Below are 11,523 nucleotides of genomic sequence, written 5' to 3' on the forward strand. Positions count from 1 at the left end.
GGGCCAGTGCAGAGAGATTAACGCGCGTTCTGCTTGATGAAATCGTGGATGGTGGTGTCCTGAGACATATCCGCGATGGTGTCGGTCAACACGCTGTTAACCGCGTTGGTGATCTTCTCGTTGGTCGCCTGGAAAGCGCCTTCCACGTTATAGCTGGCACGGTAGTTTTTCGTCAGCTTGTTGCCATTGGCGGCGGTGGCGATGATGGCGATATCCGCTTTGGTGGCGATGTTGTAACGCACGTTGCCCTGAGAGACGTCAGCATAGAGCTGGTTAACGATGATCTGCAGGTTAACCGCGCCGTTCGGCCCAATCATATAACCGCGCGCGGTCATCTGCTTCTCCAGCACTTCCTGCAGCAGGAAGCGCAGATCGCGCGACGCTGTCAGGGTAACCAGTTGGTTATCACGGGTGACTTTCGCCAGCGCCTGATCCGGACGCTGATCGGCACCGTTAATGCTGACCGTTACGCCCATCAGGCTCGGATCTTGTTGCGGAAGGGTAATTTTCGGTGTGACGTCAAGGGTGGTCGGCGGAGTTGCGCAGCCAGCCAGCATAAATAAAGCAACCAACGGGAAGAGGAGTTTCTTAATCATGTTCAGGCTCTCAAGGCTCTAAGCTTCTGGGAAAAATTGTCGCCATCATAACATTGCCGTTGTTAAGAGGAAGTCCTCAACGCATGTAAATTCATCGTGTTGTGTTTTTTTCAGCCCCCGTAACATCTTCAAACGCGATCCCGGCCCCAAATGTCCAGGTTTTCCCTGAAGATTATGCCGTTGGACGCAAAAGCGCGACAAAGGCTAAATTTTTGTTGTCTTATTGTAACGGAGACGGTAAAAGCGGCTAACATTTAAAGGGATAGCTGGTATCTCAGCGTTGTCGGAGGCGTACCATGATGATGCGTGATCAAATAGAATCAAAACTGAAGGCGGCATTTGAGCCTGTTTTCCTCGACGTTGTGGATGAAAGTTACCGTCACAACGTTCCCGCGGGTTCGGAAAGCCATTTCAAAGTGGTGCTGGTGAGCGACTGCTTCACCGGCGAACGTTTCCTCAACCGCCACCGCATGATTTACGGTACCCTGGCAGATGAGCTGGCGACGAAAATTCATGCGCTTGCGCTGCATACCTACACCCTGAAAGAGTGGGAGGGGCTACAGGATACCTTGTTGACCTCGCCAGCCTGCCGCGGCGCAGGGACTCTCGCCTAGAAAACCGGGTTGCAACGGGCTGAACTTTTCCAGTATGTTGCATGCAGTTAATGTGAAAACGGCCTGCGGGCCGTTTTGTTTTGTCTGAAATTTGAGCGAGAAGCGCCCCTTTGTGAGCAAAATTGCTTCAGAAGTGTGAAAAATGACGCACCGTTGCGCTATTACCGTTCTCGACTCATATCTGCAATGCCGCTATAATGCGGCGTCTTATTTTTCGGAATGTCTTCGGGGTGATTCTGACGACAGGGAATGTATATCTGATTTGAGAGAGCATCCCGGTTCTGCAAAGCGAGAGGTTTGCTGCGCAGGGTAGAGTTGACCGAGCACTGTGATTTTTTGAGGTAACAAGATGCAAGTTTCAGTTGAGACCACTCAGGGCCTTGGGCGCCGTGTAACGATTACAATCGCTGCTGACAGCATCGAGACCGCTGTGAAGAGCGAGCTGGTCAACGTAGCGAAGAAAGTACGTATTGACGGTTTCCGTAAGGGTAAAGTCCCGATGACCGTTGTTGCTCAGCGTTACGGCGCCTCTGTTCGCCAGGACGTGCTGGGCGACCTGATGAGCCGCAACTTCATCGACGCGATCATCCAGGAAAAAATCAACCCGGCTGGCGCACCGAACTATGTTCCGGGCGAATACAAACTGGGCGAAGACTTCACCTACTCTGTTGAATTCGAAGTCTATCCGGAAGTTGAACTGAAAGCGCTGGACACCATCGAAGTTGAAAAACCGCTCGTTGAAGTGACCGATGCCGACGTTGACACCATGCTGGATACCCTGCGTAAGCAGCAGGCAGACTGGAAAGAGAAAGATGGCGCTGCTGATGCAGAAGACCGCGTAACTGTCGATTTCACCGGTTCTGTTGACGGTGAAGAGTTCGAAGGCGGCAAAGCGACCGATTTCGTACTGGCGATGGGGCAGGGTCGTATGATCCCAGGCTTTGAAGAGGGCATCAAAGGCCACAAAGCGGGCGAAGAGTTCACCATCGACGTGACCTTCCCGGAAGAGTACCACGCGGAAAATCTGAAAGGTAAAGCGGCGAAGTTCGTCATTAACCTGAAGAAAGTTGAAGAGCGTGAGCTGCCGGAACTGACCGAAGAGTTCATCAAACGTTTCGGCGTTGAAGATGGTTCTATGGACGGTCTGCGCGCAGAAGTACGTAAAAACATGGAGCGCGAGCTGAAAGGCGCCGTGCGTAACCGTGTTAAATCTCAGGCGATCGACGGTCTGGTTAACGCCAACAACATCGACGTACCGGCTGCACTGATCGACAGCGAAATCGACGTTCTGCGTCGCCAGGCTGCTCAGCGTTTCGGTGGCAACGAGAAACAGGCTCTGGAACTGCCGCGCGAGCTGTTCGAAGAGCAGGCTAAACGCCGCGTTGTTGTTGGTCTGCTGCTGGGCGAAGTGATTCGTACCCACGAGCTGAAAGCTGACGAAGAGCGCGTTAAAGGCCTGATCGAAGAGATGGCTTCTGCGTATGAAGATCCGAAAGAAGTGATCGAGTTCTACAGCAAAAACAAAGAGCTGATGGACAACATGCGTAACGTCGCGCTGGAAGAACAAGCGGTTGAAGCGGTTCTGGAAAAAGCGAAAGTGACGGAGAAAGCAACCTCCTTCAGCGAGCTGATGAACCAACAGGCTTAATCGTTTTCTGCGATAGCTAAAAGTAATAAGCCCGTCACCTGCTTGCTGGTGGCGGGCTTTTTTTATCGCATTGGCTTTATCAGAACTGTGCTAAAAGCATGTTTCAGGGTTAGCGTAACAGCAAAAGATTGTTATGCTTGAAAACATGCGTGGTCATCCCCACTAAAGAGGGTGGCAGGAAAGACTCTGGCTGATAATCCGTCCGTGAGGGGTCGTAGTCAGACCTCTTTCACTCAAGTACAATCAGTGCAGCAAGTTTGTTAATTTTTTATCCAGGAGACGGAAATGTCATACAGCGGCGAACGAGACAACTTTGCACCCCATATGGCCCTGGTGCCAATGGTTATTGAACAGACCTCCCGCGGTGAGCGCTCTTTCGATATCTACTCCCGTCTTCTCAAGGAACGCGTAATTTTCCTGACCGGTCAGGTCGAAGACCATATGGCCAACCTGATCGTGGCGCAAATGCTGTTTCTCGAAGCAGAGAACCCGGAAAAAGATATCTATCTCTACATTAACTCTCCGGGCGGCGTGATCACGGCAGGTATGTCTATTTACGACACCATGCAATTTATTAAACCGGACGTCAGCACCATCTGTATGGGCCAGGCAGCGTCAATGGGCGCATTCCTGCTGACGGCTGGCGCAAAAGGCAAGCGCTTCTGCCTGCCGAATTCACGCGTGATGATCCACCAGCCGCTGGGCGGCTATCAGGGTCAGGCGACGGATATCGAAATCCACGCGCGTGAGATCCTGAAAGTGAAAGGGCGCATGAATGAACTTATGGCGCATCACACGGGTCAATCCTTAGAACAAATTGAGCGCGATACCGAACGTGACCGCTTCCTTGCCGCGCAAGAAGCAGTTGATTACGGGCTGGTTGACTCAATTTTGACCCATCGTAACTAATGCTCAGTCCGCATTGGCCGCTATACTTTCCAGTGCAAGCGGCGTAATGCCTGAGTAACGTTTTGCGCCTGGAATGGCATTTGCGTCGTCGTGTGGCGCAAAGAACAGAAAAGAGGTTTTACTCATGACAGATAAACGCAAAGATGGTTCGGGCAAACTGTTGTACTGCTCTTTTTGCGGCAAAAGCCAGCATGAAGTGCGTAAACTGATCGCCGGACCGTCCGTGTATATCTGCGACGAATGTGTGGATCTGTGTAACGACATTATTCGCGAAGAGATTAAAGAAGTTGCGCCGCACCGCGAGCGCAGCGCGCTGCCGACGCCGCATGAAATCCGCCACCATCTCGATGACTATGTTATCGGTCAGGAGCAGGCGAAAAAGGTGCTGGCAGTGGCGGTCTACAACCACTACAAACGCCTGCGCAACGGCGACACCAGCAACGGTGTTGAACTGGGCAAAAGTAACATTCTGCTGATCGGGCCGACCGGTTCCGGTAAAACGCTGCTGGCCGAAACGCTGGCGCGCCTGCTTGATGTACCGTTCACCATGGCGGACGCCACCACGCTTACCGAAGCGGGCTACGTCGGTGAAGATGTGGAAAACATCATTCAGAAGCTGCTGCAGAAGTGTGACTACGATGTGCAGAAAGCCCAGCGCGGCATCGTCTACATTGATGAGATCGATAAGATCTCTCGTAAGTCAGACAACCCTTCCATCACCCGTGACGTATCGGGCGAAGGGGTACAGCAGGCGCTGCTGAAGCTGATCGAAGGTACCGTTGCTGCTGTTCCGCCGCAGGGCGGTCGTAAGCATCCGCAGCAGGAGTTTTTGCAGGTTGATACCTCAAAAATCCTCTTTATCTGCGGTGGTGCTTTCGCAGGCCTCGACAAGGTGATCTCTCATCGTGTGGAAACCGGCTCCGGCATCGGTTTTGGCGCAACGGTGAAAGGAAAATCCGAAAAAGCGAAAGAGGGTGAGCTGCTGGCGCAGGTTGAACCGGAAGATTTGATCAAGTTTGGTCTGATCCCTGAGTTCATCGGTCGTCTGCCGGTTGTCGCTACGCTGAACGAGCTGAGCGAAGAAGCGCTGATCCAGATCCTGAAAGAGCCGAAAAACGCCCTGACCAAGCAGTATCAGGCGCTGTTTAATCTGGAAGGCGTCGATCTGGAGTTCCGCGACGAAGCGCTGAACGCTATCGCCAAGAAAGCGATGAGCCGCAAAACCGGTGCCCGTGGTCTGCGCTCTATCGTCGAAGCCGCGCTGCTCGACACCATGTACGATCTGCCGTCTCTGGAAGACGTCGAGAAAGTGGTGATTGATGAGTCGGTAATCGAAGGGCAAACCAAGCCGCTGCTGATTTACGGTAAGCCGGAAGCGCAGCAGGCATCTGGCGAATAATTCGTCAATTCATACAGTCAGTTAATCAAAAAGGGGGGATTTTATCTCCCCTTTTATTTTTCCGACTTCCCGGCGTTGAATGTGTGGGAAACATCCCCATATACTCCATTACATGTTAATGGTGCGTGTGGCACAGTCACGTCACCTTGATTACCTGGCGGACTTTAAACTAAGAGAGAGCTCTATGAATCCTGAGCGTTCTGAACGCATTGAAATCCCCGTATTGCCGTTGCGCGATGTGGTGGTTTATCCGCACATGGTCATCCCGTTATTTGTGGGGCGGGAAAAATCAATCCGTTGTCTTGAAGCAGCCATGGATCATGATAAAAAAATCATGCTGGTTGCGCAGAAAGAAGCGTCAACGGATGAGCCGGGTGTAAACGATCTTTTCACCGTCGGGACCGTGGCGTCTATTCTGCAGATGTTGAAACTGCCTGATGGCACTGTAAAAGTGCTGGTCGAGGGGCTTCAGCGCGCGCGCATTACTTCGCTTGCCGATAACGGCGAGCACTTCTCTGCGAAAGCGGAGTACCTTGACTCGCCGGCCATTGATGAGCGCGAGCAGGAAGTGCTGGTACGTACCGCGATCAGCCAGTTTGAAGGCTATATCAAGCTCAACAAAAAAATTCCGCCGGAAGTGCTGACGTCGCTGAACAGTATCGACGATCCTGCACGTCTGGCTGACACCATTGCTGCGCATATGCCGCTGAAGCTGGCTGACAAGCAGTCAGTGCTGGAGATGTCCGACATCAACGAACGCCTCGAGTATCTGATGGCGATGATGGAGTCGGAGATCGATCTGCTGCAGGTTGAGAAACGCATTCGCAACCGCGTGAAGAAGCAGATGGAGAAATCCCAGCGCGAGTACTATCTGAATGAGCAGATGAAGGCCATCCAGAAAGAGCTCGGCGAGATGGATGACGCGCCGGACGAAAACGAAGCGCTGAAGCGTAAAATCGACGCGGCGAAAATGCCGAAAGAGGCCAAAGAGAAGGCCGAGTCCGAGCTGCAGAAGCTGAAAATGATGTCGCCGATGTCTGCGGAAGCAACCGTGGTACGCGGCTATATCGAGTGGATGGTGCAGGTTCCGTGGAATGCGCGCAGCAAGGTGAAAAAAGATCTTCGCCAGGCGCAGGAAGTGCTAGATACCGACCACTACGGCTTAGAGCGCGTCAAAGACCGTATCCTTGAGTATCTTGCGGTTCAAAGCCGTATGAACAAACTCAAAGGGCCGATTCTCTGCCTGGTCGGGCCGCCGGGGGTAGGTAAAACCTCGCTCGGTCAATCCATCGCCAAAGCGACGGGCCGTAAATATATCCGTATGGCGCTGGGCGGCGTGCGTGATGAAGCAGAAATCCGTGGTCACCGCCGTACTTACATCGGTTCTATGCCGGGTAAACTGATCCAGAAAATGGCAAAAGTTGGCGTTAAAAACCCGCTTTTCCTGCTGGATGAGATCGACAAAATGTCCTCCGACATGCGTGGCGATCCCGCTTCTGCGCTGCTGGAAGTGCTCGATCCTGAGCAGAACGTGGCGTTCAGCGATCACTACCTGGAAGTGGATTACGATCTGAGCGACGTGATGTTTGTTGCCACCTCCAACTCCATGAACATTCCGGCACCGCTGCTGGACCGTATGGAAGTGATTCGCCTCTCCGGTTACACCGAAGATGAGAAGCTGAACATTGCCAAGCGCCACCTGCTGACCAAGCAGATTGAGCGTAACGCGCTGAAACCGAACGAACTGACGGTTGATGACAGTGCGATCGTCGGCATTATTCGCTACTACACTCGCGAAGCGGGTGTGCGTGGTCTGGAGCGTGAAATCTCGAAACTGTGCCGTAAGGCGGTGAAACAGCTGCTGCTGGATCCGTCCCTGAAGCATATCGAGATTAACGGCGACAACCTGAATGACTACCTCGGCGTTCAGCGCTACGACTACGGTCGTGCGGATGATGAAAACCGTGTAGGCCAGGTGACCGGTCTGGCGTGGACTGAAGTGGGCGGCGATCTGCTGACCATTGAAACCGCCTGCGTGCCAGGTAAAGGCAAGCTCACTTACACCGGTTCGCTGGGTGAAGTGATGCAGGAGTCTATCCAGGCTGCATTGACCGTGGTGCGCGCGCGCGCAGAGAAGCTGGGTATCAACGGCGACTTCTACGAAAAACGCGACATCCACGTGCACGTGCCGGAAGGTGCGACGCCGAAAGATGGTCCGAGCGCCGGTATCGCCATGTGCACCGCGCTGGTCTCCTGCCTGACCGGTAACCCGGTTCGCGCCGACGTTGCGATGACGGGTGAGATCACCCTGCGCGGCCAGGTGCTGCCGATTGGTGGTCTGAAAGAGAAACTGCTGGCAGCGCATCGCGGCGGCATCAAAACCGTGCTGATTCCTTACGAAAATAAACGCGATTTGGAAGAAATTCCGGAAAACGTCATTGCCGATCTGGATATCCATCCGGTGAAACGTATCGAAGAAGTGCTGACGCTTGCCTTGCAGAATGCGCCGTTCGGCATGCAGGTAGCCACTGCAAAATAGTGACCTCGCGCAAAGTGCGTAGAGAAATATAAGGCTGGTGAGTGATTTCGCACTTGCCAGTCTTTTTTTGTATAGCTAATTTAGATTGCTGGTCGGCTATGTCATCATCAACTGATGTTGTAAGGGCATGACAGGCCTGTTATAACTGCTGCGCGGTCGCACTGCGAAGGATGTGGTGCGATATAAAATATAAAGAGAGGAAGAGAAGAGTGAATAAATCTCAACTGATAGACAAGATTGCCGCTGGCGCTGACATTTCTAAAGCTGCCGCCGGACGCGCGTTAGATGCGTTAATTGCTTCTGTTACTGAATCTTTGCAATCCGGGGACGACGTAGCACTGGTTGGTTTCGGTACTTTTGCGGTTAAAGAGCGCGCTGCCCGTACTGGCCGCAACCCGCAAACCGGCAAAGAGATTACTATTGCTGCTGCCAAAGTCCCTGGCTTCCGCGCAGGTAAAGCGCTGAAAGACGCCGTGAACTAACGACTTTCCCCACGCGGGGAGGGTGGCAACATACAAGGGCACATCGCGAGGTGTGCCTTTTTTATTTTCGCAAAATCAATTTCTGCGAGTTTATGCGCGATGCGGGCTAACAATTGCACCGTTTTCTTGTCAAAATACGCGCTTACATGCAGCGGGCCTCGTGCGCTGCCTGAGATCTACAGTCACCTACAGCGGAGTGTTGTTACACCATGATGGACAATTTACGCGCGGCGGCGAATCACGTCGTGCTCAAGATCATTCTGGGTTTGATTATCGTGTCATTCATTTTGACTGGCGTGGGTAACTACCTGATTGGCGGTAACAATAATTACGCCGCAAAAGTTAATGGCCAGGAAATTGGCCGTGCGCAGTTTGAAAATGCGGTAACCAGCGAACGCAACCGTATGGCGGAGAAGCTGGGTGACCAGTTCTCGGAGCTGGCCGCAAATGAAAACTACATGAAATCCGTACGCCAGCAGGTGCTCAATCGCATGATTGATGAAGCTCTGCTGGATCAATATGCGAAGAAGCTTGGCCTCGATATCAGCGATGAGCAGGTCAAAAACGCTATCTTCTCCACCGATGCTTTCAAGTCTGACGGCAAGTTTGATAATAACCGCTTCAACGCCCTCGTTAACCGTATGGGCATGAGCGCCGATCAATACGCGCAGGCGCTGCGCAACCAGCTTATCTCTCAGCAACTGATCAACGCCGTTGCCGGCACCGATTTTATGCTCAAAGGCGAGACCGACGAGCTGGCGGCGCTGGTATCCCAGCAGCGCGTCGTGCGCCAGGCGGTGATTGATGTGAACGCGCTGGCAGCAAAACAGACGGTCAGCGATGACGAGATCGCCAGCTATTACGATCAGAACAAGAGCCGTTTTATTGCGCCGGAGCAGTTCCGCGTAAGCTACATCAAGCTTGATGCGGCAGCGATGCAGGAAAACGCCACCGACGCACAGATTCAGGCTTACTACGACGAGCACAAGGATCAGTTCACTCAGCCGCAGCGTAATCGTTACAGCGTCATCCAGACCAAAACGGAAGATGAAGCGAAAGCGGTGATCGACGAGCTGAAAAAAGGGGCTGACTTTGCTGCCCTGGCGAAGGCGAAATCCGCTGACATCATCTCTGCCCGTAACGGCGGCGACATGGGCTGGCTGGAAGAGTCCACCACCCCGGACGAGCTGAAAAACGCCGGTCTGAAAGAGAAAGGCCAGCTCTCAGGCCCGATTAAATCCTCCGTTGGCTACCTGGTGGCGCGTCTGGATGATATTCAGCCTGCTGTCGTCAAACCGCTGAACGAAGTACGCGATGAACTGGCGGCAAAAGTGAAGCATGAAAATGCGCTGGATGCCTGGTTCGCGCTGCAGCGTAAAGTGAGCGAAGCGGCGACCAACGATAACGAATCCCTGGCGGGTGCTGAACAGGTTTCAGGTACCAAAGCGGTGCAGACCGAGTGGTTTACCCGCGACAACCTGCCGGAAGAGCTGAACTTCAAACCGGTGAGCGATGCGATTTTCAACGGCGGTCTGGTAGGGCAGAACGGCTCGCCTGGCAACAACTCCGATATCATCACCGTTGATGGCGATCGCGCGTTCGTACTGCGTGTTACCGACCATAAAGCGGAAGCGATTAAGCCGCTGGCGGAAGTGAAAGCGCAGGTCACGGATATCGTTAAGCATGATAAAGCTGAGCAGCAGGCGAAGCTGGATGCTGACAAACTGGTTGAAGCGCTGAAAGCGGGCAAAGGCGACGATGCGATGAAAGCCGCTGGTCTGAGCTTCGGCGAAGCGAAAACCCTGGCGCGCCTCGGACAGGATCCGGTTGCAACCGCCGCCTTTAACCTGCCACTGCCGGCGAAGGATAAACCCTCCTACGGCAGCACCACCGATCAGCAGCGTAATGTGGTGATCATTGCGCTGGATGAAGTGAAAGCGGGCGAAATGCCGGAAGCGCAGAAGAAAGCGATGATGCAGGGCGTGACGCAGAATAACGCGCAAATCGCCTTTGAAGCGCTGATGAGCAACCTGCGCAAAGAAGCGAAAATCAAACTGGGCGATACCTCAGAACAGCAGCAGTAACGGGAAGCTTCTCCCAAAAAAAGGTAACGCTCTGCAATACACAAAGGCCGCTTTCGCGGCCTTTTCCATTTCTGCTGTTTGCCCTTTGTAGACATTTTCTGCCCTGGTTATGCTCCGCTGCGAGTTAACACAACGGAGATAACAGCATGAAACATGGAGTCAAAACCCTTTTACTGCCCCTGGCATTTGTGTGTGCAACATTCAGTTCTGCCACGCTTGCCGCGCCCGCAAGCGGTGCAAAACCACCGGCGGCACACTCCGCTGCACCGGCTTCTCACACCAAAGGGCAGGAGGCGGCAAAGCCCGCGCAGGAAGAGGAGGAGGGCGTTAAAGTCAGCATCAACAGCGCGACGGCGGAAGCGTTATCAAAGGCGCTGAAGGGCGTTGGCCTTAAGAAGGCACAGGCGATTGTCAGCTATCGCGAAGAGTATGGGCCGTTTAAGAGCGTCGAAGATTTAAAACAGGTGCCGGGCATGGGCGGCAAGCTGGTGGAGCGTAATCTGGTAAACCTGAAACTGTAAGCTGCTTGCGTAGTCGCTAATTTTTGCCAGAATAAGGAGGTCATACCAGTATGGCCTCTGTCTCTATAACTATAAACAGTAAAGGTTAACGCGCTATGCAGACCCAAATAAAAGTTCGTGGATTCCACCTTGATGTCTACCAGCATGTAAACAACGCCCGCTATCTCGAATTTCTTGAGGAAGCGCGCTGGGATGGGCTGGAGCATAACGAGAGCTTTCAGTGGATGACCGCCCATAACATCGCTTTTGTGGTGGTTAATATCAATATCAACTATCGCCGTCCGGCGGTGCTCGGCGATCTGCTTACGGTCACCAGCCATGTCCAGCAGATTAACGGCAAAAGCGGCGTATTAAGCCAGGTGGTGACATTAGAGCCGGAAGGGCAGGTGGTTGCCGATGCGCTGGTAACTTTTGTCTGTATCGATCTGAAAACCCAGAAAGCGCTGGCGCTGGAGGGGGAGTTGCGGGAGAAACTGGAGATGATGATCGGGGAGCAGGATTAAGAAACCCTGTAGGCCGGATAAGCATTTATGCGCCATCCGGCATGTTTCGCGGCGCCCATGCCGAATTGTCAGGCGTAGGCCGGATAAGGCGGAGCCGCCATCCGGCAATGGGCCCGGTATGTGGCTTTGGTGGAAGGGTTCCGTTCACCATGCGTGCGGCGGAATATTTTTCTCACTGGTGCGGTGAACGGGACAAGGGAAGCGGCCGCGCTCCCCTTGTCAATCCCC

General features: G+C 53.4%; 10 protein-coding genes. 9 read left to right on the forward strand and 1 reads right to left on the reverse strand.

Going from position 1 to position 11,523, the window contains the following annotated elements; translation table 11 throughout:
• Positions 1-17: 17 nt before the first annotated feature.
• Entirely contained in the window at positions 18-596 is a 579-nt protein-coding gene (locus tag IAE48_RS21710) for a lipoprotein (protein WP_023481890.1), read from the reverse strand.
• 296 nt (positions 597-892) lie between these two features.
• Here IAE48_RS21710 and bolA point away from each other — a divergent pair, with 296 nt between their 5' ends.
• The 9 genes from bolA to IAE48_RS21755 all read left to right on the forward strand — a co-directional run bounded on the left by bolA (position 893) and on the right by IAE48_RS21755 (position 11,295).
• Positions 893-1,210 (forward strand): transcriptional regulator BolA, encoded by a 318-nt coding sequence (gene bolA / locus IAE48_RS21715; RefSeq protein WP_042713623.1) that lies wholly within the window; start codon positions 893-895, stop codon positions 1,208-1,210.
• A 349-nt stretch (positions 1,211-1,559) separates the two neighbouring features.
• Entirely contained in the window at positions 1,560-2,858 is a 1,299-nt protein-coding gene (gene tig, locus IAE48_RS21720; protein ID WP_023481893.1) for a trigger factor, read from the forward strand.
• Between the two features lie 285 nt (positions 2,859-3,143).
• Positions 3,144-3,767, forward strand: coding sequence for an ATP-dependent Clp endopeptidase proteolytic subunit ClpP (gene clpP / locus IAE48_RS21725; protein WP_007373538.1), 624 nt, complete (start codon positions 3,144-3,146; stop codon positions 3,765-3,767).
• Positions 3,768-3,891: 124 nt separating this feature from the next.
• A complete protein-coding gene (clpX, locus tag IAE48_RS21730) occupies positions 3,892-5,166 on the forward strand; it encodes an ATP-dependent protease ATP-binding subunit ClpX (RefSeq protein ID WP_054804405.1) in 1,275 nt (424 codons plus the stop codon).
• Between the two features lie 184 nt (positions 5,167-5,350).
• Positions 5,351-7,705: an endopeptidase La gene (gene lon, locus IAE48_RS21735; protein WP_023481941.1), complete on the forward strand. Its 2,355-nt coding sequence runs from the start codon at positions 5,351-5,353 to the stop codon at positions 7,703-7,705.
• A gap of 209 nt (positions 7,706-7,914) precedes the next feature.
• Positions 7,915-8,187: a nucleoid-associated protein HU-beta gene (gene hupB, locus IAE48_RS21740; protein ID WP_010428111.1), complete on the forward strand. Its 273-nt coding sequence runs from the start codon at positions 7,915-7,917 to the stop codon at positions 8,185-8,187.
• Positions 8,188-8,396: 209 nt separating this feature from the next.
• Positions 8,397-10,271: a peptidylprolyl isomerase gene (gene ppiD, locus IAE48_RS21745; RefSeq protein ID WP_054804406.1), complete on the forward strand. Its 1,875-nt coding sequence runs from the start codon at positions 8,397-8,399 to the stop codon at positions 10,269-10,271.
• A gap of 146 nt (positions 10,272-10,417) precedes the next feature.
• Positions 10,418-10,792, forward strand: coding sequence for a helix-hairpin-helix domain-containing protein (locus IAE48_RS21750; RefSeq protein WP_200135560.1), 375 nt, complete (start codon positions 10,418-10,420; stop codon positions 10,790-10,792).
• 95 nt (positions 10,793-10,887) lie between these two features.
• Complete coding sequence (locus IAE48_RS21755; protein WP_200135561.1) at positions 10,888-11,295, forward strand: YbgC/FadM family acyl-CoA thioesterase; 408 nt, start codon at positions 10,888-10,890, stop codon at positions 11,293-11,295.
• The last annotated feature ends 228 nt before the right edge of the window (positions 11,296-11,523 follow it).

The organism is Kosakonia sp. S57 (assembly GCF_016516575.1).
Taxonomy (GTDB): Bacteria; Pseudomonadota; Gammaproteobacteria; order Enterobacterales; family Enterobacteriaceae; genus Kosakonia; species Kosakonia cowanii.

What these genes read in the sequence shown, in the direction of transcription:
- IAE48_RS21755 (WP_200135561.1), top strand. Translation starts at nt 10,888, where the DNA reads ATGCAGACCCAAATAAAAGTTCGTGGATTCCACCTTGATGTCTACCAG.
- IAE48_RS21710 (WP_023481890.1), bottom strand. Translation starts at nt 596, where the DNA reads ATGATTAAGAAACTCCTCTTCCCGTTGGTTGCTTTATTTATGCTGGCT.
- IAE48_RS21750 (WP_200135560.1), top strand. Translation starts at nt 10,418, where the DNA reads ATGAAACATGGAGTCAAAACCCTTTTACTGCCCCTGGCATTTGTGTGT.
- clpP (WP_007373538.1), top strand. Translation starts at nt 3,144, where the DNA reads ATGTCATACAGCGGCGAACGAGACAACTTTGCACCCCATATGGCCCTG.
- clpX (WP_054804405.1), top strand. Translation starts at nt 3,892, where the DNA reads ATGACAGATAAACGCAAAGATGGTTCGGGCAAACTGTTGTACTGCTCT.
- ppiD (WP_054804406.1), top strand. Translation starts at nt 8,397, where the DNA reads ATGATGGACAATTTACGCGCGGCGGCGAATCACGTCGTGCTCAAGATC.
- bolA (WP_042713623.1), top strand. Translation starts at nt 893, where the DNA reads ATGATGATGCGTGATCAAATAGAATCAAAACTGAAGGCGGCATTTGAG.
- tig (WP_023481893.1), top strand. Translation starts at nt 1,560, where the DNA reads ATGCAAGTTTCAGTTGAGACCACTCAGGGCCTTGGGCGCCGTGTAACG.
- lon (WP_023481941.1), top strand. Translation starts at nt 5,351, where the DNA reads ATGAATCCTGAGCGTTCTGAACGCATTGAAATCCCCGTATTGCCGTTG.